Source organism: Epibacterium sp. ABZ3_068, assembly GCF_056159265.1.
Window position 1 is genome coordinate 2,300,972 of the sequence record NZ_JBSWUV010000001.1, and the last position, 22,856, is coordinate 2,323,827.

The window sequence follows — 22,856 nt, forward strand, 5'->3', positions numbered from 1 at the left end:
GCCGCTTCTGATCAAAAAAAGCCTCTTGCCGTCACCCTAGATCAATATGCAGGTGTGGTTTGCCATCACTTGTCTTTTCGAGTGACTGCCCTTTGGGGCCTACCGTACCGCGAATACGCTTGCGCCAATTGGAAAATCGGTCCGACGTGACCACGTCAACGGCCTCGTCCAAGTCCAGCTCTAATTGGAACCATCCGGGTTTGACCATCGAGATTGAAATCACCGTTGCCTCAATCGGTTGGGACAAGTAGGTGCCCTTAACCTTTTCACCGACGGCCCAACCGTTGGGCGGCCTGTTTCCGATGGCTGTGCACATTGTGTTCCAATCGCGGAACCCGTGTTGATGGGCGATGAGCTCAAGAGACTTGGCGTGGCCAATCGGCGTACCATCTTCAGTCATTTTCTTGCGTAGGCGTTTCGCTTGCTCCTTTGCCTGCGCCGTTGAAGGAAGTTGGTTGTTCATGACACCTCTCCTGTCCCGCCGTGGAAAATGCCCCATTTCAATCCGGTCTTTTGCGCGGCGTGCCTGAGAACGCATGCGGTGATCCCCAACATGATCACTTCAGCCATTGGACCAGCGTACCAGATGCCGATCTCTCCAAATAAGACAGGCATCAAAAACGTTAGGGGGATCGCGATAGCATATGGTTTGGTCAAACTGAGCAATGCAGCTTTGCCGGCCAGCCCAATTGCTTGAAAGTAAGTTGCAATCATCATCAATGGCCCAACCAGAAAGAAGACCGAGGTCATAACAGGCAAAATACGCTCAACCTCCGCAATGATGGCCATGTCATCCACAAACGCGCTGGCAATCTGGCCGGGCGCGCTCATCACCATGGCTTGCACAACCGCGCAATAGATAAAGGCCAACCAAAGCGCCACACGCAGGCTTGCATCCGACCTATGCCAGAGTTCAGCACCGTAGTTGTTACCCGTGATCGTCTGCATTGCGAACGATAGCCCCAGAAGTGGCAAGAAAGCGAAAGTGATGACCCGAGTGATTATTCCGTATGCGGTAACCGTATCGGCATAGCGCGGTTGCCCCACCCATTGCAGCGCAGCAATGATCGCCGAAGAGCCGAGCGCAAGCCCAATGAAATTCAGGCTTTGGGGCGCTCCTAGCGCGAAGATCCGCCCCCAATTTCCCAATAGAGAATTTGCTATCAATGTGGATGGCTTCAGCGATGTTTCGCCCCAAAAGCGGAACGCGAAAATAATCGCAAAGGCAAACGCTTGCGCCGCGGCCGTCCCATAAGCTGACCCAGCAACGCCCATGTCCAACAGGGCGATAAGCACATAGTTGAACGCGATGTTTGCAATCGACACCAGCAGGCTCATCGCGGCCATGAAACCCACGCGCCCTTCGTTGCGCAATGCATCAGAATTAACAGACAAAACGAACAGCAACGGCGAGAAGAGCACAGTGATCTGCAAATAGACCAGTCCCACCTGCGCCAATGTCTCGGACCCTCCGGCCGCTAATAGCGCAACGGGTTGACCAAAGAAGATAAACAACAGGATCAGGACTGCGCCCAATGCGACGGCCAAGCCGTGCGCGCCTGCAAAGGTGGTTCTGGCCTCATCAATGTTGCCTGCGCCAAGGGACCGCGCCAAAAGGCTCGACATGCCATTCGCGACAAGCGTGGAAAGCGCCACGATCAACATGTAGATCGGGAACATCAGGGTCACGGCGGCCAGTGCACCCGGCCCAACATAGTTGCCCAGAAACAGTGCATCTGCCACGGATAGTACCCCGTTCATCCCCATCACGAAAATGATCGGGAGCGCGGTTTTCATGTAAATGGAGCTTAGTGGCCCATCGGTAAATGTATTGGTGGGGGTATCTGTCATATCCCATATCTCTCTAACCAAATCGCGTAGTGTAAGATGGGATCCGCATTGCCATCCGCGCGATATGCGGAAAGAAGTAGATAGAGATGTTTGTCGCAGAACTTAACCAAGACAAATGTCAGCGGAAGGCAGGCGTCTACAGCCTACTTGCCCTCTAAATAGAGATCATCCTGCAGTCAAGTAGTCAGCAATACCGGCGCGCCCTGAGCCGCCGTTTGTACGCCGTGCAGCATCTTGGGCTAACCGGATGACTGCGTTGCGGGACAAAGCTACCGTTCTCCATCTCGATTGAAGGGCCGCTCTTTCTTCTGACACGCAGCTCTGCCATAAGATTCGCATGAAGAAATACGGACGTACTTTCCATTTGCCTACCTCTCCGGGTGTCGGGAGTGATGACAAGATCATCCAAGATCTCACACATCTGCGGGCCGCCGACGAAGTCGTGTTCACCGAAAAAATGGACGGCGAGAACACGACTATTTTCTCGGGCGGTTGTCACGCTCGAAGCCCTGACAGCGGATACCACGCGTCGCGGGATTGGATGAAGGCGTATGCGGCCGGAATTTCGCCCAGTCTCTCCGAGGATGAGAGGATTGTAGGGGAATACTTGTTTGCGAAGCATTCAGTGGCTTATGACGAATTACCGTCATATTTCCTCGGCTTTGCTTGGGTCGTAGGCGACGAAGTCCAGAGCTGGGATGAAACACTAGGTCGCTTTGAGGAATTGGGCGTGATGCCCGTCCCTGTACTTCAACGGGGGAAATTCAATGACGCTGGAGTGAACTCAGTCCTCAACCTATTGGATCTGAACACCCAGGAAGGCTTTGTTGTGAGGTCGATTTCACCATTTCTTGAAAGCGATATGGCCACGCATATCGCGAAATATGTCCGTGAAGGGCATGTCCAGAGTGACATTCATTGGACGAAAGCCCAAATCGTCAAAAACGGCCTTCGCCGGGACAGCTGACGTTTGCCGCTGGGTAACAACTTGGGAGGTATGGGCTCCGAGCCGCCTTGCGGCGGTGCGGCAGCACTGTTGCAGCAAAACAGCGCTCGATCCTACCCGCCTTATGACGCCAGCCAGCCCAAAGCGGTCCCTTACGCGACAGGCTTTAGGCTCGACGCTGCGTCTGCGAAATTTGAAGGTCAGTTTCCCATACACCGCGCTCGGCATCCCTGTCACCGAGGCCGTGGGATACGTGTGTCCGGGGTAAGGGGAACCCCGGACATCAGCCGATTTGCGCAACAGAACCTCTCCACGGCCCGAACCTCCAGCGTGTCCTCATCAATCCCCAGATGGATCTTGCGCCAGACGCGCCGCTTGGGACCACCATGCTTGCGGGCGTGCCACTCACCTTCACCCTCCACCTTGATCCCGGTGCTATCGATTAACAGGTGCAGCGGGCCCTTCGACCCACGATAGGGGATGTTGACGGCCAGGGTTCGATTGGGCTTTCGCGGCCCCACAGGGGCCACGGTCCCGTCTCACTCTGGCGGCGGGACAGGGTGCTGAAATCGGGCACCGCCCAGTCGAGACCAACCAACCGCAACAGGCTTTCGACGAAACCGTTCGCCAGTGGGCTCGAACCAGTGGCGCCTTCACTGGCTCACTCTGCCGAAGCGCCATGCCGAACAAAACCTTCATCGAAAGGCACGTCTGGATAGCGGCATCGCTATAGGTCTGCTGTCGGCCACGCCTGCCTGTCGGCACGCCATCACAGCTCATCTCAGGGTCGAACCAGATCGTCAGCGATCCCCGGCGCTTTAGCGCTTCGCTCGCCATTGGGCTAGAACCAATGGCGCCTCAATGGCTCGCTAGGCTGGCCAGTTCCTGGTCTTGTAGGTCGGGGGTGTGGGTCAGCTCATGCATCCCGGCTACCACGCTGGGTTCACAAGATGAATCCCTCACGAGATTTGTGCAACAGAGCCACCATTGGTTCCCAAAAATATGACGACGGACAATCGAAACATAAGAACTAATCACCGGAAATCAGGGCCTCACTCAATCATCCTCGGCAATGTAATACCCACGGCATAAAACTACCAATTTCCAATCAGTGTGAAATTCAACTGAGAGGATCACAGCCTCTACGGTTTTATCCCCAGTTTCTGAAACGCTGCTACCCATCTCAAATGAGGATAAATTTTCCTTTGTCAAGTCGTAAACTTCTACTCTAGAAATTATCGCCGGCTGTGGGGGAGTGCACATTGATAACTCGATAACACCTTGAGCAATCATTCTCTTGGTACTTCCACCGTATACAGCTTTCCAGCATAGGTCTTTACCCTCGAGGCGAATTTCTTGAATTTCAAAATCATGTAGTCTTTTGTCAACTTCCTTCATTCTCCCAACCTAACCGTATCTGGCTTACGGCGTCCACCAGTCCATCCAAGTTCTTCGGCCGTTGCGGGGCGCGCTCTGCTGCGCTTGCCTTTTACCCAATCATGAGCATGAGGGCGGCCAGCACCTTCGTGATCGGCGTCCCAATCTACGTCAGTCTTTGGCTTACCGTTCGTTCCATACGACCGATCTTGAAAATCTCCGGCTTGAACGGTTCCCGGATTGCCATTGAAATCAGGTTTCGTGACTGATGGCGGGGATTGGCGGCCTGTGCGGATTTTCGGCAACCATCTGGGTGGTGATGACCGCTTCGATCAGCGGCGCTGTTCTGATGGTCGCCTGGCCAAGTGCGTTAAAAATTACAACGCGGGCTTTGCCGTTTGGGCCGTTCCTGTGTTTCGCCGCGTGGTGTATCAGTGCCATCTAAGATTTATCGCCCGTCCAGAACATCAATCTCCACCTCTGCGCCATAGCGCTCAACCATCTCGAGACAGTCGCGCGGCAGGATCAATGGTGGAAAACGCCCGTAGTGATCGACAATGATCAAAAACCTGACCTTGGTGCAGCGTTGCGACAACTTGGTCAAGACGCTCTCATACCCGGACAGTCGCGTTTTCAGGTTGTCCCAATGCTCTTCAAAACTGGCATCCCACTCTGACGCGGATGTCTCATATCCCAAGAGACTGCTCCGCGGCAGTGCAGGCTTGACTCTGCGACTGCCCTTGTTGCGCAACGTCTCCGGATCTGGCGGCACCACAGAGCGCCAGCTTTCTATATCGGGGTCATCCGAGAAGAACGTCAAACGTATCTGAACATTCCAGTCTCGACATCTTTCATCCATTGCAATGGCTACCAACTCACGTTTCCGACCTAATGATTATGTCTCCTAACGCTGCCACGCGTGCAGAACTTTAAATATTTCAAGCGCAGCTGCACGGGTTTTATCCCAATCAGATGCCGTTTCTCCCAAACATCGGACGTATACCTCTTGCAGATAAAGGAATATCGCCGCTTCATCTTCCGAAAAACGCATTTTTTTCACGATTTCAGTTGCGTAGCGCATGTATTGCTTCTTAGGCCCTCCAATACCTCGAAGCCCTAATGGGTCCCAATCCTCATACAGGACAGAGTTGACCCGCTCTATGAGCGGATCAATCTCAGTGGAATCTAGTTTGCCCATACCGTCACAATCGCACCATTTCCATTTAGCACAGCGGTTGCCCAAGGACCTTCGTACACAGTCGTTGGTCCTTTATCACTTGATCCTGGCCTGACATCGAGGGGGTTGTTGATGGCATCGTAAACGTCATCAGGGGAAATATCCTCGTCCATCATTTCTTCAATAGCATGATCCGTCCATTCCGGCTCCCAATCGTCATCCTCCCAGGGATCTTCATCCGGATTTTGAGGTGAACCCTCTGTTTCATCTTCCGTCTCAGCGGCGACATCATCATCAGGGCGGCTCTCGTTGAGGGTGATATCGGGAAATTGGATTTCTGCCAACCGCCGCGCAATACTATTCACAAGAGCGCGGACAGCATGGCAGGTTCCATAACTTGTAACTGCTGCGCCCGCTGCAGCAGCAGCGCTTGACCTGCCTATTTCAGCAATTCCCTATAATAAAGGGCGTTTGGCTCAAGGCCGTTTTGCGAGTTTTTCGAAATCTAGCGCTGTTGAACGATCACTCTTGTGTGACTTAGAAGTGAAAAACCATGACCCTATCCGCCAGAAACCCAGTGGGTTTGTTTACTGCGTTTACGGCAGTCGCTTTGTGCCCGTCCTATAGAGCTGACCTTTTGCATTGCAGCATGTGACGGTCCCTCATCGTCCAAATCCGACGACTTTGCAAAGTACGGTATCTGCGCTTCGCTGACACTGGCGCCGGTCGCAGCATTGGGGAGCCTTCACCAGGGCCGACGAAGGGCTGCTTTTGGGAAATTGGCATATGGATCACGCATCCGCAGCATAGGGCTTTCTGCACCGGGATCGAACGTCGAGTTTGGGCTGGCTGGCGTCATAAGGCGGGTAGGATCGAGCGCTGTTTTGCTGCAACAGCGCTGCCGCACCGCCGCAAGTCGGCTCGGAGCCCAAAGGTACGTTTTCTGCAGAGCGGACGAACGGCTGCTTTCCAAATCTAGTGCAGTAGCTCCGCACGTTATCACCGGGCCTTGAATGTAGAACGGGCAAATTCAATAAAGGCCAGCATCCTTTGGGATTGATATCGGTCACGTTGATAGAGCAGAGACATTGGCTGCATGGGAAGGGACCAATCGGCCAAGACCGGAACAAGCTCGCCTGCAGCAATGTCACCGCGGGCCAGGACTTCGGGTAGTACAACAATCCCCATACTTGCCCTTGCGGCGTTCAACAATGCTTGGCCAGAGTTGACCGAGACGGCCGCTTTGGGTGCCCAGCTTTTCGTCTCGGCTCCTTTAGTAAAGCGCCAGGGTTTACGGCCAGTTTTTGTAAATAGGACCGCTTGTAGGTAATTTAGATCCGTAGGGTCTTGTGGCATAGGATGTGCAGCCAGGTAATCTGGCGATGCACAGGCAACCATTCTGTAGGGAGCAAGTTTTACCTGTATCAGGCTGCTGTCCTCAAGCGGGCCAACCCGGAAGGCCACATCAAACCCATCCGCCAATAGATCCTCGTTTCGATCCGACAAGCATAGCTCGACCTCAACCTGTGGCGCAGCCTCAGTAAACGTCTTGAGGGCAGGCATCAGGGCAGCTGTGCCAAAACTGACCGGTGCGGTAATGCGCAGTCGCCCATTTAAATGTTGGGCCTGATCATTGGCCTTGCCTTCTGAGATGGACACCATTTCAAGTATATCCTGACAGTGTTCCAGATAGATCTGCCCAAAATCCGTCAGGCTTTGCTGACGCGTTGTCCGGTTCAAAAGTCGGGTCTGCAGGTAATCTTCCAATCCCGCGATCCGTTGCCCCACCAATGCGCTGCTGACATTCAATTTTAGTGCAGCTGCATTCATCGAGCCAGCCCGCGACACTTCAACAAAAGTGCGCATCGCAACGAAGAGATCCATTCAAAAGATATCCTTTTCTATCTGGAAATAAATTTGGAAATTACCCTGAATTCCTTCCCAATCTAAATTGCTCCTACGCGAACACAATGCAATGAGAGAGACACCATGAGAAAACGTTTTGAAGGCCGCGTGGTATTGGTCACCGGTGCGGGTACCGGCATGGGGCGGGAAGCTGCAGTAGGGCTTGCACAAGAAGGAGCAACAGTCGTGCTTTGGGGGCGGCGGGAAACCTTGCTTGAGGCCGTCGCAGATGAAATACGTCAGGCAGGTGGCTCTGCCCGTGTTCAGGTCTGTGATATTGCTAAGCCAGAGGAAATTTCGAAGAATATGGACGCCATTGTCGCTGAGTATGGGGCGCTAGACTCCGTGTTTGCCAATGCCGGACAATTGGGAGAGTTTCAATCCGTTCAAGACACGGACGCCGACGATTTCGAAACCTTGGTTCAGATCAACCTGATTGGTACGCAACAGACCATTGCTAAGGCTCTGCGCCACATGAACGGTGGCTCGGTTCTCATCAATGCGTCATGGACTGCCAATTCTGTCATGCCCGGAACAGCGGCCTATGCCGCAACCAAAGCCGGTTTGCTGGCCATGATGCGTGTCTGCGCCGTCGAAGAGGGGCCGCGTGGAATTCGGGTAAATGCGATCAGCCCTGGAGTTATCCTGACGCCAATGGCTGATGAGGTGTTGGATCCCGAAATTTCTAATCGGCTGTCAGGCCATACGCCTCTGCGTCGGAACGGGAAACCCGAAGACATTGTTGGCACGGCACTATGGCTCTTGTCCAAGGACTCCGAATTCGTAACCGGTCAAGACATCACTGTCGATGGTGGCTTCACTCTGGGAGGAGCGTTGAGATGATCAACAAAACCGGCGCAGCCATGGAGAATGAACTCAATCCCGGTTTGAAGGCGGTATTGGATGAACGATACGGGCACCTCCTGCCGGGCATGTCGGATACGGTCATAGATATGGCTTACGGGCAGTTTTATGCGCGCCCCGGCTTGGACCTTAAAAGCCGGTACATCGCGACAATTGCGGCATTGGCGGCGATGGGTGGCCAAACCGGGCCACAATTGCGTATCAACATTGAGGCTGGTCTAAAAGTCGGACTAAGCGAAACAGAGATCGCTGAAGTAATCTGGCAAATGGCGCTCTACGGAGGCTTGCCTGCAGCGATCAATGCGCTGAATACGCTAGTGTCAATTTGCAAAGACCGTTGAACACTATTGCGGACCTTTGACAGAGCAAAGCAGAGGTCCGCAAAGTCTAAGGTTTGTCGCCACTGCAGCTCACGCTGAACAGCAGCCAAAAACCTTAGACGAAACGGACTTTCTAGAGAAAGTGTTTGAAGGCTGCTTTCAGCGGGCGCAACTTTGTTTGACATTACTGGAAATGTATCGAGTTACAGCCATGACTTCTGGCTTGCGTAGCCTAGATATTGGTACGACCAATGAAACCGGGATGGGATCAATCGTCCAGTTCGACAGCAGTTCAGTGATGCTTCCATGGTTTATGTCTTTCTGAACAACAGCTTTGGCCAGAACCGCGGCTCCTAGGCCAGCGCGAACGGCGGCAACACATAACTCGTAGCTGTTCACATGTATTGCGGGGTTGGTAACGTTGTAATTTGTTGTCTTGCCGCTGTTTCTGAAAACCCACACAGGTTGTTCCTGCCTTCGCAGAATAAGTGGCAACTCCTGTAATTCGCTCGGATGAGAAGGTTTTCTTGCTTCAAGCATAAGATCGCTTCGACCACAGCAAATACGTTCCAGTGGCTCAAGCGGATAGGTTCTTGCACCGTCGGTATCGGTTGATCCAACCCGAATACGCAGATCAACGCCTTCGGCGCGTTGATCTACAGGGGAATCGCCCCCGACTAGATCAATGCGAACTAACGGATAGTTTTCGCGCAAGCCCGGAAGCAAAGGCATTATGAATTCGGACAGATAAAGGTTCGAACCGGACAAGCTCACAACTCCCTTGGGGACGGCGCTTCGAAGCTCGTGCCCGACTTCTCCCCTAGCGAGCTGCAGTGCATCTACGGCTTTCACGCATAGACCGTATACTCTGTGTCCAGCGGGCGTCAGCTCAATCGCTCGTGTATTGCGCTTTAAAAGAACAGCGTCGAGATCACTCTCCATTTCTGCGATTTTCTGACTGACGTTCGATTTGGATAGCCGCAGTGCCGCCGCTGCGGCGGTCATGGAGCCTTGCCGGACGATTTCAACGAGCACTTCAGCTTGGCCATAGAATTTACTGTTCATAATCTAGGACAATGGTTCAGAAACTATCGCTAATCAAGAACGCTTAGAACGGCTAACAAACTGTGACAAGTCACAATCAAGCAGCATGTGGAAGGGACTAGGTAATGGAGCGTAATCGCGTTGTTGAACTCGTTAAATGGAAGGCAAAGCCGACAGTTTCAAATGATGAGATGGTCTCTGCCGTAGACGGAATATTGCCCGACCTTGAAACACTCCCCGGCTTCATCAGTCAGACATTATACATTGATGACGGGGGCTATTGGGTTGATCTCTATCTCTGGGAGACGCGCGAACAGGGCGTTGCATCCAATGATTTGATGGCACAGCGCCGGTCCTTTCAGGCCCTGATGGATCTCATCGATCTCACCAGTGTTTCCATCGAATTCTTGTCCTTGCCAGAGAGTGCGTGATGGCGGAGGATGTAAAAAACGCTGTAAAGCGTTGCGACTGGGGTGGCACGGAGCGGTTCAAAGCGGTCTGAAAGTCCGCTCTTGGGAAAACGCCGATTTCCTTCGCGCCTGCGGCAATGGCACTGATCCACCTCGCGTGAAGGTCTCGAAAGGGCTGGCTTGCGTCATCAGGCGGGTAGGATCGAGCGCTGTTTTGCTGCAACAGTGCTGCCGCGCCGCCGCAAGGCGGCTTTGAGCCCAATTTACCGAATGCTGTAGGCTGGATGAATGGCAGCTTGCGATCACCGACTGTGCGGCTTAACCTACACTTATTGATCATCTTAGAAGATGAAGCTCCCAAGTGACGCAACTGGTCATGTCTGGGAATGTCCTTCTTCAGTAAAACTGTGGAGGACCTAACTTTGAACCATACACTACAAATTCGTTTTGTTCCGGGACGCTATGCTGTTTCTCGACTTACAGCCGATGGGGACGCTCCCGACTGGTTGAACGGCCCAGGCTTTAAAGCGGTTATCAACTCCGATGACGAGACAACCTTAGTCTGCCTTGAAGATCGCGTTCCCGCTGACGTGGAATCAGAAAGAGGTTGGGCCTGCCTGCGCACGATTGGTCCGTTTCCGTTTGATGCTGCTGGAATTGTCCAGTCCCTTATCGAACCTCTTTCCGCCAATGGCATCGGAGTATTTGTCGTCTGCACTTACGACGGCGAGCACGTACTAATATCTGCCTCAGATGCCGATAAAGCAGTGCGGTGTCTGGAATCTGCGGGGCATGTTTGCAGCGGGTAATGCCCAACGCATTGGTTTCAAACGAAATGAGACGATTGAGAGAAATAATGCAAACTGGATTAACTGGAAGCTGTCTATGCGGGCAGGTAACTTACGACACGGGTTCTGAGCCGCTTTGGATCACCATTTGCCATTGCCGATTTTGTCAACGCGCCACGGGTTCGGATCGTATGATTCAACCAGTTTTTGAGAAGCAAGACTTCAGCTTCGGCGGCACCAGCCCTGCGACCTATACACAACCGTCAGAAGGAAGCGGCAAGGAGATCAACGTACACTTCTGTTCGCATTGCGGGACCAAACTGGCGCTGACATTTGAACGGTGGCCGGACAAGATTGGTCTATATATTGGAACGTTGGATGATCCCTCCGCGATCAAAGTTGGGCCTGACAACAGCAAGCACATCTTCGTATCTGAAGCCCCTTCCGGAACGATTCTGCCGCCAAACGTGAAGATGTTTGATCGCCATGCTGCGGAAAATGATGGCACGCCCATTGAGCCAACTGTCCATGCAAAGCCGGTCGTCACCGACTGAAAACGGTCGTTCGCGCAGCCGCAGCGAAATGGTGCTTTGTCCGGCCTCCCTTCCGTTCGACGGTGGTTGGTGGCTGCATCTGCGGCGAAGGTCTGTTCCCTCCATTGCTCGTGCAGCATGAGACCGTTGCCTAGGTGGTAGATCCTGAGACTTTGCAAATGTCGCTCACTGCGCTTCGCTGACACTGGCGCCGGTCGCAGCATTGGGGAGCCTTCACCAAGGCCGACGAAGGGCTGCTTTCGGGAAATTGGCATATGGATCACGCATCCGCAGCATAGGGCTCTCTGCGCCGGGATCGAATGTCGAGTTTGGGCTGGCTGGCGTCATCAGGCGGGTAGGATCGAGCGCTGTTTTGCCGCAACAGTGCTGCCGCACCGCCGCAAGGCGGCTGAGAGCCCGACTCGGCCATTGCAAACTCGCGCTGCGCGCGCTCGCAACCCAAAGATCGCGATATCTACATAGTTAAGTGCCTAGCAAGCCACAAGAACAAGCAGCCATTCGAGCATTGAAGCTACACCTCAGGGAGTGATTGGGATGGTTATAACGATGCGGACACCATGTCCTGGACGGGTTTTGATGTCTGCGGAACCGCCAGCCAACGTTGCGCGTTCTCGGATGGCTTCGAGGCCTATACTTTTCCCCGGCGAGGATGCAGACGGCCTGGCCTCTGCCAAGTCGAAGCCAATGCCATCGTCATAGACAGCGAGCATGGCCGCGCGATCAGAGCAGCTCAGTATGATGTCAATTGCTGCGCTTTCTCCAGCGTGTTTGCGAATGTTATTGAGCGCCTCTTGGGCGATACGGAACAGAACTGTTTCGACCAAGTTTGGCAACCTTTGGTGCTCCAAGTCATCGCGAAAGGAGACCTTACGGCCCTCTGCCCGACAGGGTTCAAGTTCCACATTGATAGCGGGCCCAAGCCCGAGATCGTCGAGCACACCAGGGCGCAAGCCGCCGATGACGGTCCGTGTTTCTGACACGAGCGTTTTGACCAGTGCGAGACCGCGATCAAGCGCGGCGGCCGCTTCTGGATCACCCGGCGGGAAGCGACCGGCATAAGCTTGCAGATGCTGATGTGCCGAGGTCGCAACCTGCGCCAGACCGTCATGCAGATCATAGGCCACGCGGCGGCGCTCTTCTTCTTGGGTCCTGAACTGACGGGCGACAAGATCTTCGAGGCGGCTCTGCCGATCCGCCAAGAGCTTTGTTGCTTCATCAATAGAGGCCGCCAGAGCGTCTATCTCATCGCCCGGTGGCCTATTCGGCAGTGTCAGGGTGCGTGGTGCCAGATTTTCGGCTTTGCGCTGCACGGCACGGACCCGACGCACGATGCCGGTAAAGACAATCAGCGCAACCGCGACCGTACTGAGAATGGCGAGCAGGATTGCCGCAGACATCACGCGTATCTGGTTGCGGCGCGTTGCGTCCTCTTGCGTCAGGCGGTTCTGCAGCAAAGCGCCTTCGCGCGCCCGCAGGGCGTCGAGTTCCAGCCGCACCGCATCCACAGCCAGGACAAATCCAATCGGGTCACGCCCCAATGTGGCGGCGCGGGTCACGAGCGCGTCAACCGCCGGGCGCATGCGGTTCAGTCGCTCGATTTGTTCGGGATCTCGCAGTTCATCCGCCAGTTCTTCCAAAATGGGCGCCAACCGGTCAGCGAGCGCCTGTTCTGCGGCGTCTGTTCGTTCAACGGTGCCATCTTCTGATCCCGCCAATACGGCCGTGGTCGCGGCGCGGTCTAATTGCACTTCGATCCGTTCGATGGCGTCCTGCGCACGCAAGGTGCGTTGCACGGTGTTGGCGGCGTCTTCCTCTGCGGAGGTGGAGTGATTGATCCAAGCCAGAGCGCCCAAGAACGAGAGCAGCGGCAATACGATTATGGCCAGTCCCTGAGAGCGGAGCGAGAAACCCGCGATATATCGATGCTGTGCTTTCAAGGGCGTCGTGCAACAAGGCCGTGTTCGACAGCGTGCACCGCCGCTTGCGTGCGGTCGGCCACGCCCAGCTTTGAAATCACCCGCTCGACATGCACTTTGGCGGTCCCCGGCGCCATGCCGAGCGCACGGGCGATTTCCTTGTTCGTCATGCCGTCGACCACCCGTTCGAGGACGTCCAATTCGCGCGGTGTCAAGGCCACATCCTTTGCCGTGGCGTGCCTTGAGGTTTCGGGCGTACCGGTATTGCCCTGACCCATTGCGCCGATCAATTCCGCTGCCATGCCGCCATCGAGAACTTTGCCGCCGTTTAGCACCGACCGGATTGCAGCCAGGAGGTCTGCACGGGACGCATCCTTGAGCACATAGCCCACAGCGCCTGCCGCAACTGAATGCGCCAGATAGTCTGGATTGTTCTCAACCGTCAGCATCAAGATAGGGACCTGCGTTCCAAGATCGCGGATCTGGCGCGCCGCGCCCAGGCCATCGAGCCCAGGCATACGCACATCCAGCAAAACAAGATCCGGCGAGAGATTTTGGCAAAGCTCGACGGCTTCAGTGCCATTTACAGCCTCGCCCACAATGACCAGATCGTCTTCCCCGCCAAGCATCGCGCGCAAGCCCGACCGAGCCAGTTCGTGATCATCCGCGATCAAAAGTTTCTTCTGCGAACTTCGGTCCTGTGTTGTGGCAGTGTCGCCCGTCATGGCGTGAGGCTCTCCTGATCTAAAGGGCTTTAATTTCCTTCATAACATCTGTCGCTCGTGCCGTTATCCGCCAGGTGGCATAGACCGTTTGGCAGAGCCAATTCGAAACCGTCCGGCAGATGTGCGCCCTGCAATAAACGGTTATCTTGCATGCATCAACAACGCTCTGCATGAAAGGAATTCACATGCAACTCAAGCCCTTCCAAGCGGTTAAACGAACAGGCGCACTGGTCGCAGGTGCACTGACCCTGCTGGCCGCGAGCAGCCCGGCCTTTGCAGGAGGTGCAATTACTGAGGCCGATGTGTTGGCAGCCGAAAAAATCTGGGGGGACGGCATCGTTGCAATCGGCAAAGCCTATTCGGATGGCGGTGACTATCGCGCGATTGCGGCCGAACATGTGGACACGCTTTACGCCTATGATGAGGGCACGGTTCTGTTCAAGCCTACCCGCGCAGCAGACCAACAGTTTCGCATGACCGAAGAAGAAGCCCTTTCCTATTTCGTTGGCGGTATCGTCGAAGAGGACCACGGCTTTGCTATCCAACCCTGGACCGCAGTTCGTTTCGAAAACGCGGGGATCATTCTGGATTCAGATTCCGCAACCGCCATGGGAAATTATTACTTCACCGACGCCAATACCGGTAAAGAGGCCAAGGCAGAATTCACCTTTGAGTATGCCCGCGACGATGCCGGTGACTTGCTGATCACTGTTCACCACTCGTCTTTCCCATATGTGCCAGCCGGATAAATTAACCCGTCTTTGAGCAGTTGGCCCGCCCTTCGCAAGGGCGGGCTGTTTTTCGATCCTCGTCTTGCGCAACGGCTTGAAGCATTGAACCAGCTAGCTGATGCTGCGTCAGAAATAGCTGGAAATTCAAAGTCCACATTCGTGGTCCCGAGGATTTCGTGTCACTGAGTGGTTTGGCAAACGCCCAGGTTGGTTCATGGTCGTTTGCGGCAGTTTGAATGTCAGCAGTGACGACAATTCCTGTGGCGCGGAGGAAACCGCGCTGCCCGCGCAATCGAATGCTGCGCCAGCGAGGGCTCAAAATCGAATGACGGCAAAGTCCGCCTCCCTTCCGTTCGACAGTGGTTGGTGGCTGCATCTGCGGCGAAGGTCTGTTCCCTCCATTGCTCGTGCAGCATGAGACCGTTGCCTAGGTGGCAGATCCTGAGACTTTGCAAATGTCGCTATCTGCGCATTGCTGACCTTAGTGCAGTGTGCAGCATCGATCCAAGGGTCGTGCGGGCTTGAATGGCCGCTAATCCTTCTTGAACATGAGCCTCTCGCAGACGCGGCGAACTTCCGGAAACCGCCCGTCGTGTTGAACCCCTGAGGTCCACGCAGTATCTACAAGGTTCTCTAAATCTCCAGAACATTGCTAAATCGGAAGACGTTGTGCCCGTTCTAAACCTTACGCTGGAACCCAAAGCACGTGAGACTTTGCCTTCGTTCCTGTCTCGATTGGCCGCAGCGAATGGCCTCGGTGTTGTTGAGTTTTCCAAAGACATGGGTTTCTCCTTCAAGCGGGTGTTGAACTTCGAAGAGGTCGCGCTTCAGACTTTGGCTGAGGTTGCTGGTCTTCGAGCGGAACAGCTGGGCGAACTCGTTTCTTGGACCGGGCGGCCCGCAGGTGACATTCGTATGCAATTTCGCGGAGAGCTGGTCCCGTCGCGCACTTTACGAAGTCCCGTGGTGCGGGGGTGCCCGGATTGCCTGAGAGCGGATATCGCAGCGCAGTCTGTGGCGCCTTTGACGGCCATGACATATCGCGGAGAGTGGCAGCTCAAAGACGCCAAGGTTTGCGTCACGCACAACCGGCCACTTGTTCCACTTTGGGAGGAAGATACGCCCTTGAGGCGATGGGACTTCCAGGCGGGGTTTTCGGATCTGCAGGCAACACTTCGCGCGGCGAAAGCTGAGGAAACACCCTTCAATGTCACAGCCTACGATCTGTGGCTCGATAGACGTTTGCGGACGGGGGAAGACGAAACCTGGTTTAAGGGCCACACGGTTTTTGCCGCAGCCAGACTGTGCAAGCATATTGGGCAACAGATCATCGATCATGGTTTTGTGAGCAGGGACCTTCCAGTGGAGGCGGGGCGGCCCGAAGCCATTGGGTTTTCCGCACTTAATGAGGGCCCAACGGCTTTTCGGGCTATTCTCGACGGTCTGGTTATGGCGGCATCTGGTGCAGGGGATGGGCCGAAGAAGGCCTTTGGCGCGCTTTATGCGGTGTTGAACCGGGACTATGCTGATGCGCCGGAATTTGATGGGTTCCGTGATATCATGCGTGCCTGCATCCTGGACCATTGGCCATTTGCGGCGGGCGAGGTGGTGTTGGGGCAAGTTGTCGAGAAAAGGAAACTGCATTCAGTCGCCAGCGCAGCCGCTGAGGCTGGTATTGGGGACGAACTGCTGGACAGGATTTTGACGGAGAAGGGCGCTTTTGTCGTTGGTGACCAACGACCGCCCGCGCGCAAGACCTTTGACGCAGATCGTTTCCAGGATGTCCTGCGCGAGATCCCGAACTGGGTTGGGCCAACTGCGATATGCGCAACGCTTGGCGCAACAAAAGCGCAGTTCCAACGGCTTGTCGAACATGGCGTTCTGACTCCATCGGTCAAGGATCCGAAAGTAAAAGCGCGATGGCGGAAGGAGCAGGCGCAGAACCTGCGGGATGCTTTGCTCAAAGCTGCGGTGAACGTGGCGCGGGGGGATCAGGGCTGGGTTTCTTTACATGTCGCCGGAGGGCAAGATCAGGGCGGGCTGAAGCGCGTGACCGATGGTATTTTCGATGGGACTGTGGCCTTGGGGTATTTGCCCGAACAACGGGGCTATCGGTCGCTGGTGGTGCCCAAATCTATGGTGGCCGTGATTGATCAAAGGAAGACCAATGTCGAGCCTCCGACCGCTGTGGCCTTTGCCCGCAGCATCGGTTTGCGTCAGAAAGGGGCTTTTCTTGCCTTCATCCAAGACGGTCACACGCCCGCAACTTTGATGAAGAACGCCACGACGGGGCAAGCAATCTATCACATGACAGAGAACGACATCGCAGCGTTTCGATCGCTGTTCACGACACTCACGATGCTATCCGAGGAGGCAGGGCTACACCGCAACTCCTTGAGCCGCAGCTTGAAGATGGCCGGCATCATGCCGTTCACTCCAAGCGGTCGGAACTATGGGGGAATTTACCTGCGCCAGGATGTTACTAATGTCATTCCGGAAGTTAGTTTTGAATCAATATCTTACCAAGATTGAGGTGCTTTATTTTGGCGATTCGAGAGAAACCGCTTGACAGCCACTTGGCACGCTTATGCCCAAAACGGGCACTGTTATGCTGTAATGACAAATAAAGAAGTGATGGCGACCCCTGAAGGACTCGAACCCTCAGCCTGCTGATTAGAAGTCAGCTGCTCTATCCAGTTGAGCTAAGGGGCCTGACCACGGGCAATCGTCTAGCAGATGGAGTTAGCGAGGAAAACCCATCATCTTGATTTGCGGATGGCTTGTGGCGCTGGCGTCAGCCCCTCTCAGAGAACGGTCACTACAGTACCCACCGGAACCCGTTCATACAGATCGGCAACATGTTCGTTTGTCAGGCGGATACAGCCGTTGCTAACGGCGCTTCCGATTGTGTCAGGGCGGTTGGTGCCGTGAATGCGGAAATAGGTGTCCACGCCATTCTGATACAGATAGAGCGCGCGTGCCCCAAGCGGGTTCTTTGGGCCGCCGGGCTGGATATAGTCGTTATCGACAAATTTCGAATAGGCCCGCGGGTCGCGTTTTATCATCTCGGGGGTTGGGCGCCAGCTTGGCCACTCGCGTTTACGCTGGATCACGGCAGTGCCGGTGAATTCAAGTCCGGCTTTACCGACGCCAACGCCGTATCGGATCGCCCGGCGTGGCTCGGTCACATAATAAAGATAGAAAGACCGGGGCAGGACCAGGATCTGACCCGGTTCAAACGCTTTCTTGATCTTCACTTCCTGGGGGACAGGATCAAAGGGTTTTGGTTCAGCCGCTTCCAAGAAGCGCGGCGATACAGAAACGCCCAGGGCGGCGGCTGTAATTCCGACAAAGTGACGGCGTGAGATCATGTGACAACTCGCTAGCTTAATTTTTGCTGAACTATGCTTGACGAAGGCTAATAATAGGTCAATGCAGGATTCAACCTCAAAGCGCAGGTTGTGATCTCCAAAAAGGGTAACAGTGCGTGGTTCAGGCCCTGTTGGACAGGGCCGACATCAGAAACACCACGCCGGGCTCGCGCGGTCTCTCTGACGGACGCCAATTGGGTTGAGGGCGTTAAGCGACATTCTGCTGGGCGTTTCCTTTGGCCTCTCCGGAGGCGGTTTCCAGCCATTGCTGATCCAAAATAGTTTCGCGGTCAGGGCCAAATACATGCCCGTCATCGCTGTCATCGTGGCGCAAATACATGGTCAGAACCACGCCAATCATCGTTGCCGCACCAAAGCTGGAGTAGGTCAGAAAGCCCATCCACAATGGCATCCCAAATACAAAACACCCGATAAAGGACGCAATGCCGCCCAATATCATTCCACACGTCAAACCAAAAAACGCCACAGTCTCACCCTTCAAAACCTTTCGGCAATCACCCGAAGTCACTAAAGATCGGCAGACAGGTTCCGGCAAGGATAAGCTGTCTACAGTTCTGTTAAAACTTTATTAGAGTTCAGGGCCGCTGCCCCGCTCGCTTTCACTTCAGAAGTGCATCCACGTTGGAAAAGTTGTCTGTGATTGCACTCTGATTATCGGATTTGGGCGCTTCCAGATGGCTCCAGAAACCGTAAATTATACCTGCCGTGAGCAGGCCCACCAGGGGATAGACAATCAGAATGCCCCAGAGCGACATTCCGAACAGGACAACGCTGGTGCTGGACATCAGTCCACCGGTCAGTGCTCCCGTCAGTGCGCTAATCCAAAGCTTGTCCATTTCTGGTCTCCATCAATCTCGATAAGGTCAGTATGCGAAAATTATCGAAAAAAGGACCGGTTGCTTTGGTATCCTGAGGCGCGACAAAGGTTAGGTTCGCAGGTTGCTCCTATCCTTTGGGATAGGTGGGGGCGGGCAGGCGCTGGATTTCACAATAAACGCCGCTCTTTTGGAAAGCGGCGTTTGGTTGAGATACTTTGCTGCGGGCAGAGGGCTTTAGCCCCGGTGCGCCCCATCCGCGAGAGCTGAGACAAAATCGAGGACTTCGCTCACGGATTTGCCATCCGCAATCTGGCTCACGATGGCACTGCCGACAACAGCACCATCCGCGATGGCTGCAATGGATTGGGCATTTTCGGGTGTTTTGATGCCAAATCCCACGATGACCGGCAGATCACCAGCCGCTTTGATCCGAGCCACTTCGGGTGCAACATCGGCGGCCTGGGCTTCGGCAGCACCGGTAATGCCGGTGATCGAAACATAATACACAAAGCCCGAGGTGTTCTGCATCACGCGGGGCAGGCGGGCATCATCCGTGGTTGGCGTGGCCAGACGGATAAAATTCAGCCCTGCCGCCTGAGCCGGAATACACAGTTCTTCGTCCTCTTCCGGGGGCAGGTCAACGACGATCAGCCCGTCAATCCCGGCCTCCTTGGCGTCGACCAGAAACTGATCCACACCCCGGTTATAGATCGGGTTGTAATAGCCCATCAGCACAATCGGTGTTTCGTCATCGGTTTTGCGAAACTCACGAGCCAGTTCCAAAGTGCGTTCCAGCGTCATGCCGGCTTCCAGCGCGCGTTGACCGGCCAGCTGAATGGTGGCGCCATCTGCCATCGGATCGGTAAACGGCAAACCCAGTTCGATGATGTCGACACCTGCGCCAGGCAGGCCTTTGACAATCTCAAGCGATGTGTCGAAATCGGGATCGCCCGCCATCACATAGGTGACAAATGCTTTTTTGCCTGCGGCCTTCAGCGCGGCGAATTTGGCGTCGATGCGGGTCATGGGCGTGCCTTTATTCCTTGTTCTGCACTGATGTGCCGAAAGTTTTACAAGAAATCAATCCCGGCCGCCCAAGTGACCATTTTAACCGTTTAGTCCTGCCGCGCTTTACAGCGGTTTGTGCCAGCGCAGCATGAGGCTGTTGACGCCGGGATTGCGCTCCGCGGTGGAGGCATTGGACTTGTGCGAAATCGACATCGACACGGCGTTGCCATTGTTCAATGTGCGCCCCACGCCCAACAGGCTGCGGATTTCAAAGGTAGAGCCCAGATCATTGCCCTCTTCGTTGTCGAAATAGGCGCCTGGCATCACGCTGGTTTCGATGAACCAGCGGTTTTTGAGATCAAATGTCCCAACCAGTCCTGCGCCGACAAAGGCGTCTCCGGTTTCTTGGATCGAGGCAACACCGCCCCAGCCAGCAGAAAAATTGCCGCGTTCGAAAAAGGAATCACCATGCAGCTCCACAGCAAAGATCACACCGTCTTCGGAACCGGTTTCAGAAAAATCCGAATACCCTAGACCAAAGACCAGAGATTGTGCCTGTGCGCCACCTGCAACGGCTACGGCCAGCGCCGCGCCTGCGAGCAAAGATTTCATCCCACGTCCTCATCGTGTTTTTGTTTGACTGGAACCATATAGGCGAAAGTCAGCCGTGCAAAAGGGGGTATGACAATCTGGTGAACACAATGTCGCCATTTCCACACGAATGGTTACGGCACGCGCGCAATACTTGCGCCTTGGGGCATTGCTGCCTAGAAGCGGCTTCCAAGTGGCATCAGGAGGCCAAGATGGGCTTTAAAATGGGAATCGTGGGCCTACCCAATGTGGGTAAGTCGACGCTCTTCAACGCATTGACCAAAACCGCCTCGGCGCAGGCGGCCAATTTTCCGTTCTGTACGATTGAACCCAATGTCGGTGATGTGGGCGTGCCGGACGCACGTCTGGACACGCTGGCGCAAATTGCAGGCTCGGCCCAGATCATTCCGACGCGGATGACATTTGTGGATATTGCGGGTCTGGTCAAAGGCGCGTCTAAAGGCGAAGGACTTGGCAACCAGTTTCTGGCCAATATCCGCGAAGTTGACGCCATCGCTCATGTTCTGCGCTGTTTCGAGGACAAGGACGTGACCCACGTGGAAGATCGCGTGGATCCGGTGGCCGATGCGGAAACCATCGAGACAGAGCTGATGCTGGCCGATCTGGAAAGCATTGAAAAGCGCCGGGCCAATCTGGTGCGCAAGCTCAAAGGCAATGACAAGGAAGCCCAGCAGCAGGACCGGTTGCTTGCCGAAGCGCAAGCGATGCTTGAGGATGGCAAACCCGCGCGGCTCGTCGAGGTGGACGCCGAAGACGCCAAAGCCTGGGACATGCTGCAGCTTTTGACGACAAAACCTGTGCTCTATGTCTGTAACGTTGGCGAAAGCGAAAGCGTTGAGGGCAACGATCATTCCAAACGTGTGGCCGATATGGCTGCTGCGCAGGGCAACAGCCATGTGATTATCTCTGCCCAGATCGAGGAAGAGATCAGCCAGCTGGAACCCGATGAAGCGGCCATGTTCCTCGAAGAGATGGGGCTGGCCGAAGCGGGGCTCGACCGTCTGATCCGTGCAGGTTACGAGCTGTTGCAGCTGGAAACCTACTTTACCGTAGGTCCCAAAGAGGCCCGAGCCTGGACCATCACCAAAGGCACCGCAGCTCCGCAGGCGGCGGGCGTCATCCACGGTGATTTTGAAAAAGGCTTTATCCGCGCGGAAACCATTGCCTATGACGATTATGTTGCAGGCAAAGGCGAAGCCGGGGCCAAGGAAGCGGGCAAGATGCGCGCGGAAGGCAAGGGGTATATCGTGCAGGACGGCGATGTCATGCACTTCCTGTTCAACACCTGATTTCTGCCAGTTTGGCTGAAACGAAGGGCGCGTCTTCTGAACGAAGGCGCGCTTTTCTTTTCTGATTGAAGCGGGATGTTAATCCGTGCAAGCGTCAAACCTCCAAAAGGGGCGTGCACCGCTCAGCGGCAGCGCGCTGCGTTTAAAGGACATAATGATGAAGCTGATCATTGACACTGACCCCGGCGTCGACGACGCGATGGCGATTTTCTATGCGGCGGCTGCGCCGGACATTGATCTCCTGGGGCTGACCACGATTTTTGGCAACGTGACCACCGAAATGGCCACCCGCAATGCGTTGCGCCTGCTGGAAGCGGCCGGGCTGGATGATATCCCCGTGGCCCAGGGGGCAGCCAAACCGCTGGTACTGCCTCCGTTTCCTCCTTCGGCCGAGGTGCACGGAGCTGAAGGCTTTGGCGATATTCCGGCTGCGGATCCCAAAGGGCAGGCCGTTGCCGAAGAGGCGGCCGATTTCCTGACTCGTATGGCGCGGGAACACAAAGGGGAGCTGGTCATTTGCCCCATCGGTCCGCTGACAAACATTGCCCTGGCGATGGAGCGCGATCCGGAATTTGTGAAAAACGTCAAAGCGATTGTCATAATGGGCGGTTCCCTAGAAGAGGGCGGCAACATCACCCCATTTGCAGAGGCGAACATCTATCATGACCCGCATGCGGCGGACATCGTGATGCAGGCCGGAGAGAAGGTCACACTGGTGGGACTGGATGTGACGCACCGGATCCTGTGCACGCCAAAGGACTTCACAGCAATTGCGGCCCATTCCCCAGAGCTGGGCGGTATGCTCCAGGACATGTCCCATTTCTACATCGCCTTCTACAAGAAGGTTCGCGATTTCGAGGGGTGCTCGCTCCATGATCCGGCGGCGGTTATTGCCTGCACCCATCCTCAACATTTTGACCGGCGTAAGGTTGCTTTGCGAGTTTCCTGCGAAGGAGAAGATATCGGGGCGACGCTTGCGGCTCCCGACAGTGGCCGCGCACCGGTACATGTCTGCATGGGAGTCGCTGCGGATGTTGTGAAGGCCCAGTTCCTGAAACGTCTGGCTCTGCTTCCCTGACGGGGCGGGCCAGAGGTTCCGGAAAGCCAGAGGTTCTGGAAAGCCAGAGGT

26 protein-coding genes, 1 tRNA gene and 1 pseudogene are annotated in these 22,856 nt (G+C 55.1%); 10 read left to right on the forward strand and 18 right to left on the reverse strand.

All coding sequences use genetic code 11. From position 1 onward, the window contains the following. Window positions 1-31: 31 nt before the first annotated feature. A complete protein-coding gene (locus ACXAEW_RS10970; RefSeq protein WP_474941345.1) occupies window positions 32-463 on the reverse strand; it encodes a glyoxalase superfamily protein in 432 nt (143 codons plus the stop codon). Next, entirely contained in the window at window positions 460-1,851 is a 1,392-nt protein-coding gene (locus tag ACXAEW_RS10975) for an MATE family efflux transporter (protein ID WP_474941346.1), read from the reverse strand. The genes ACXAEW_RS10970 and ACXAEW_RS10975 overlap by 4 nt, the downstream gene beginning before the upstream one ends. A gap of 337 nt (window positions 1,852-2,188) precedes the next feature. Between ACXAEW_RS10975 and ACXAEW_RS10980 the strand changes: the two genes are divergently transcribed. Beyond that, complete coding sequence (locus ACXAEW_RS10980) at window positions 2,189-2,818, forward strand: RNA ligase family protein (RefSeq protein ID WP_474941347.1); 630 nt, start codon at window positions 2,189-2,191, stop codon at window positions 2,816-2,818. A gap of 236 nt (window positions 2,819-3,054) precedes the next feature. Here ACXAEW_RS10980 and ACXAEW_RS10985 read toward each other — a convergent pair. The 7 genes and pseudogenes from ACXAEW_RS10985 to ACXAEW_RS11015 all read right to left on the reverse strand — a co-directional run. Then, window positions 3,055-3,660 (reverse strand): annotated as a pseudogene (locus tag ACXAEW_RS10985) (IS5 family transposase); the annotation flags it as partial. A gap of 193 nt (window positions 3,661-3,853) precedes the next feature. Next, complete coding sequence (locus ACXAEW_RS10990; protein WP_474941348.1) at window positions 3,854-4,195, reverse strand: hypothetical protein; 342 nt, start codon at window positions 4,193-4,195, stop codon at window positions 3,854-3,856. Window positions 4,196-4,426: 231 nt separating this feature from the next. Beyond that, window positions 4,427-4,615 (reverse strand): hypothetical protein, encoded by a 189-nt coding sequence (locus ACXAEW_RS10995; RefSeq protein ID WP_474941349.1) that lies wholly within the window; start codon window positions 4,613-4,615, stop codon window positions 4,427-4,429. Between the two features lie 7 nt (window positions 4,616-4,622). Then, the gene (locus ACXAEW_RS11000; protein ID WP_474941350.1) at window positions 4,623-5,033 is read right to left on the reverse strand and encodes a hypothetical protein; all 411 of its coding nucleotides are present in this window, start codon (window positions 5,031-5,033) and stop codon (window positions 4,623-4,625) included. A 45-nt stretch (window positions 5,034-5,078) separates the two neighbouring features. After that, the gene (locus tag ACXAEW_RS11005) at window positions 5,079-5,255 is read right to left on the reverse strand and encodes a hypothetical protein (protein WP_474941351.1); all 177 of its coding nucleotides are present in this window, start codon (window positions 5,253-5,255) and stop codon (window positions 5,079-5,081) included. A gap of 104 nt (window positions 5,256-5,359) precedes the next feature. Further along, a complete protein-coding gene (locus ACXAEW_RS11010; RefSeq protein ID WP_474941352.1) occupies window positions 5,360-5,695 on the reverse strand; it encodes a DUF4258 domain-containing protein in 336 nt (111 codons plus the stop codon). A 655-nt stretch (window positions 5,696-6,350) separates the two neighbouring features. Next, on the reverse strand, window positions 6,351-7,235 hold the full coding sequence (locus ACXAEW_RS11015) for a LysR family transcriptional regulator (protein ID WP_474941353.1): 885 nt from the start codon (window positions 7,233-7,235) through the stop codon (window positions 6,351-6,353). A 105-nt stretch (window positions 7,236-7,340) separates the two neighbouring features. Here ACXAEW_RS11015 and ACXAEW_RS11020 point away from each other — a divergent pair, with 105 nt between their 5' ends. Together ACXAEW_RS11020 and ACXAEW_RS11025 are read left to right on the forward strand one after the other, a co-directional pair. Next, window positions 7,341-8,099, forward strand: coding sequence for an SDR family NAD(P)-dependent oxidoreductase (locus ACXAEW_RS11020; RefSeq protein WP_474941354.1), 759 nt, complete (start codon window positions 7,341-7,343; stop codon window positions 8,097-8,099). Further along, window positions 8,096-8,461 (forward strand): carboxymuconolactone decarboxylase family protein, encoded by a 366-nt coding sequence (locus tag ACXAEW_RS11025; protein ID WP_474941355.1) that lies wholly within the window; start codon window positions 8,096-8,098, stop codon window positions 8,459-8,461. Before ACXAEW_RS11020 ends, ACXAEW_RS11025 begins: the two co-directional genes overlap by 4 nt. A gap of 138 nt (window positions 8,462-8,599) precedes the next feature. Here the strand turns inward: ACXAEW_RS11025 and ACXAEW_RS11030 are convergent, their stop codons facing one another. Then, window positions 8,600-9,505 carry a LysR family transcriptional regulator gene (locus tag ACXAEW_RS11030; protein ID WP_474941356.1) on the reverse strand — a complete coding sequence of 302 codons (906 nt, stop codon included), beginning with the start codon at window positions 9,503-9,505 and terminating at the stop codon, window positions 8,600-8,602. 104 nt (window positions 9,506-9,609) lie between these two features. Here ACXAEW_RS11030 and ACXAEW_RS11035 point away from each other — a divergent pair, with 104 nt between their 5' ends. From ACXAEW_RS11035 to ACXAEW_RS11045, 3 genes are all read left to right on the forward strand, one after another. After that, window positions 9,610-9,915: a hypothetical protein gene (locus tag ACXAEW_RS11035; protein WP_474941306.1), complete on the forward strand. Its 306-nt coding sequence runs from the start codon at window positions 9,610-9,612 to the stop codon at window positions 9,913-9,915. Between the two features lie 401 nt (window positions 9,916-10,316). Next, entirely contained in the window at window positions 10,317-10,703 is a 387-nt protein-coding gene (locus ACXAEW_RS11040) for an ACT domain-containing protein (protein WP_474941357.1), read from the forward strand. Next, window positions 10,703-11,236: a GFA family protein gene (locus ACXAEW_RS11045; protein ID WP_474941358.1), complete on the forward strand. Its 534-nt coding sequence runs from the start codon at window positions 10,703-10,705 to the stop codon at window positions 11,234-11,236. Before ACXAEW_RS11040 ends, ACXAEW_RS11045 begins: the two co-directional genes overlap by 1 nt. Window positions 11,237-11,754: 518 nt before the next feature. On the opposite strand, the gene ACXAEW_RS11050 is transcribed toward ACXAEW_RS11045, so the two are convergent. Further along, entirely contained in the window at window positions 11,755-13,173 is a 1,419-nt protein-coding gene (locus ACXAEW_RS11050) for a histidine kinase (RefSeq protein WP_474941359.1), read from the reverse strand. Further along, window positions 13,170-13,877, reverse strand: a complete 708-nt coding sequence (locus ACXAEW_RS11055) for a response regulator (RefSeq protein WP_474941360.1) — start codon at window positions 13,875-13,877, stop codon at window positions 13,170-13,172. The genes ACXAEW_RS11050 and ACXAEW_RS11055 overlap by 4 nt, the downstream gene beginning before the upstream one ends. A 185-nt stretch (window positions 13,878-14,062) precedes the next feature. On the opposite strand from ACXAEW_RS11055, the gene ACXAEW_RS11060 reads away from it, so the two are divergent. Both ACXAEW_RS11060 and ACXAEW_RS11065 read left to right on the forward strand, forming a co-directional pair. Then, entirely contained in the window at window positions 14,063-14,626 is a 564-nt protein-coding gene (locus ACXAEW_RS11060; RefSeq protein WP_474941361.1) for a phosphoribosyl-AMP cyclohydrolase, read from the forward strand. Window positions 14,627-15,277: 651 nt separating this feature from the next. Further along, on the forward strand, window positions 15,278-17,140 hold the full coding sequence (locus tag ACXAEW_RS11065; RefSeq protein ID WP_474941362.1) for a TniQ family protein: 1,863 nt from the start codon (window positions 15,278-15,280) through the stop codon (window positions 17,138-17,140). Between the two features lie 103 nt (window positions 17,141-17,243). On the opposite strand, the gene ACXAEW_RS11070 is transcribed toward ACXAEW_RS11065, so the two are convergent. The 6 genes from ACXAEW_RS11070 to ACXAEW_RS11095 all read right to left on the reverse strand — a co-directional run bounded on the left by ACXAEW_RS11070 (window position 17,244) and on the right by ACXAEW_RS11095 (window position 20,438). Further along, window positions 17,244-17,320: transfer RNA gene (locus ACXAEW_RS11070), tRNA-Arg, on the reverse strand. 92 nt (window positions 17,321-17,412) lie between these two features. After that, window positions 17,413-17,979, reverse strand: coding sequence for a L,D-transpeptidase (locus tag ACXAEW_RS11075; protein ID WP_474941363.1), 567 nt, complete (start codon window positions 17,977-17,979; stop codon window positions 17,413-17,415). A 208-nt stretch (window positions 17,980-18,187) separates the two neighbouring features. Continuing rightward, window positions 18,188-18,379: a hypothetical protein gene (locus ACXAEW_RS11080; protein ID WP_474941364.1), complete on the reverse strand. Its 192-nt coding sequence runs from the start codon at window positions 18,377-18,379 to the stop codon at window positions 18,188-18,190. Between the two features lie 220 nt (window positions 18,380-18,599). Then, window positions 18,600-18,836 (reverse strand): hypothetical protein, encoded by a 237-nt coding sequence (locus ACXAEW_RS11085; protein WP_474941365.1) that lies wholly within the window; start codon window positions 18,834-18,836, stop codon window positions 18,600-18,602. Between the two features lie 216 nt (window positions 18,837-19,052). Further along, window positions 19,053-19,844 carry a tryptophan synthase subunit alpha gene (gene trpA, locus ACXAEW_RS11090; RefSeq protein ID WP_474941366.1) on the reverse strand — a complete coding sequence of 264 codons (792 nt, stop codon included), beginning with the start codon at window positions 19,842-19,844 and terminating at the stop codon, window positions 19,053-19,055. Between the two features lie 105 nt (window positions 19,845-19,949). Continuing rightward, complete coding sequence (locus tag ACXAEW_RS11095) at window positions 19,950-20,438, reverse strand: acyloxyacyl hydrolase (RefSeq protein WP_474941367.1); 489 nt, start codon at window positions 20,436-20,438, stop codon at window positions 19,950-19,952. 191 nt (window positions 20,439-20,629) lie between these two features. Between ACXAEW_RS11095 and ychF the strand changes: the two genes are divergently transcribed. Continuing rightward, window positions 20,630-21,727 (forward strand): redox-regulated ATPase YchF, encoded by a 1,098-nt coding sequence (gene ychF / locus ACXAEW_RS11100; RefSeq protein WP_474941368.1) that lies wholly within the window; start codon window positions 20,630-20,632, stop codon window positions 21,725-21,727. A 154-nt stretch (window positions 21,728-21,881) separates the two neighbouring features. Then, the gene (locus ACXAEW_RS11105; protein ID WP_474941369.1) at window positions 21,882-22,805 is read left to right on the forward strand and encodes a nucleoside hydrolase; all 924 of its coding nucleotides are present in this window, start codon (window positions 21,882-21,884) and stop codon (window positions 22,803-22,805) included. Window positions 22,806-22,856 lie beyond the last annotated feature (51 nt).

Coding starts and splice junctions, on each gene's coding strand:
- ACXAEW_RS11000 (WP_474941350.1), bottom strand. CDS start 5,033: ATGGATGAAAGATGTCGAGACTGGAATGTTCAGATACGTTTGACGTTC.
- ACXAEW_RS11095 (WP_474941367.1), bottom strand. CDS start 20,438: ATGAAATCTTTGCTCGCAGGCGCGGCGCTGGCCGTAGCCGTTGCAGGT.
- ACXAEW_RS10995 (WP_474941349.1), bottom strand. CDS start 4,615: ATGGCACTGATACACCACGCGGCGAAACACAGGAACGGCCCAAACGGC.
- ACXAEW_RS11075 (WP_474941363.1), bottom strand. CDS start 17,979: ATGATCTCACGCCGTCACTTTGTCGGAATTACAGCCGCCGCCCTGGGC.
- ACXAEW_RS11045 (WP_474941358.1), top strand. CDS start 10,703: ATGCCCAACGCATTGGTTTCAAACGAAATGAGACGATTGAGAGAAATA.
- ACXAEW_RS10975 (WP_474941346.1), bottom strand. CDS start 1,851: ATGACAGATACCCCCACCAATACATTTACCGATGGGCCACTAAGCTCC.
- ACXAEW_RS11060 (WP_474941361.1), top strand. CDS start 14,063: ATGCAACTCAAGCCCTTCCAAGCGGTTAAACGAACAGGCGCACTGGTC.
- ACXAEW_RS11105 (WP_474941369.1), top strand. CDS start 21,882: ATGATGAAGCTGATCATTGACACTGACCCCGGCGTCGACGACGCGATG.
- ACXAEW_RS10990 (WP_474941348.1), bottom strand. CDS start 4,195: ATGAAGGAAGTTGACAAAAGACTACATGATTTTGAAATTCAAGAAATT.
- ACXAEW_RS11055 (WP_474941360.1), bottom strand. CDS start 13,877: ATGACGGGCGACACTGCCACAACACAGGACCGAAGTTCGCAGAAGAAA.
- ACXAEW_RS11080 (WP_474941364.1), bottom strand. CDS start 18,379: ATGGGCTTTCTGACCTACTCCAGCTTTGGTGCGGCAACGATGATTGGC.
- ACXAEW_RS11025 (WP_474941355.1), top strand. CDS start 8,096: ATGATCAACAAAACCGGCGCAGCCATGGAGAATGAACTCAATCCCGGT.
- ACXAEW_RS11015 (WP_474941353.1), bottom strand. CDS start 7,235: ATGGATCTCTTCGTTGCGATGCGCACTTTTGTTGAAGTGTCGCGGGCT.
- ACXAEW_RS11030 (WP_474941356.1), bottom strand. CDS start 9,505: ATGAACAGTAAATTCTATGGCCAAGCTGAAGTGCTCGTTGAAATCGTC.
- ACXAEW_RS11085 (WP_474941365.1), bottom strand. CDS start 18,836: ATGGACAAGCTTTGGATTAGCGCACTGACGGGAGCACTGACCGGTGGA.
- trpA (WP_474941366.1), bottom strand. CDS start 19,844: ATGACCCGCATCGACGCCAAATTCGCCGCGCTGAAGGCCGCAGGCAAA.
- ACXAEW_RS10980 (WP_474941347.1), top strand. CDS start 2,189: ATGAAGAAATACGGACGTACTTTCCATTTGCCTACCTCTCCGGGTGTC.
- ACXAEW_RS11020 (WP_474941354.1), top strand. CDS start 7,341: ATGAGAAAACGTTTTGAAGGCCGCGTGGTATTGGTCACCGGTGCGGGT.
- ychF (WP_474941368.1), top strand. CDS start 20,630: ATGGGCTTTAAAATGGGAATCGTGGGCCTACCCAATGTGGGTAAGTCG.
- ACXAEW_RS10970 (WP_474941345.1), bottom strand. CDS start 463: ATGAACAACCAACTTCCTTCAACGGCGCAGGCAAAGGAGCAAGCGAAA.
- ACXAEW_RS11005 (WP_474941351.1), bottom strand. CDS start 5,255: ATGCGCTACGCAACTGAAATCGTGAAAAAAATGCGTTTTTCGGAAGAT.
- ACXAEW_RS11035 (WP_474941306.1), top strand. CDS start 9,610: ATGGAGCGTAATCGCGTTGTTGAACTCGTTAAATGGAAGGCAAAGCCG.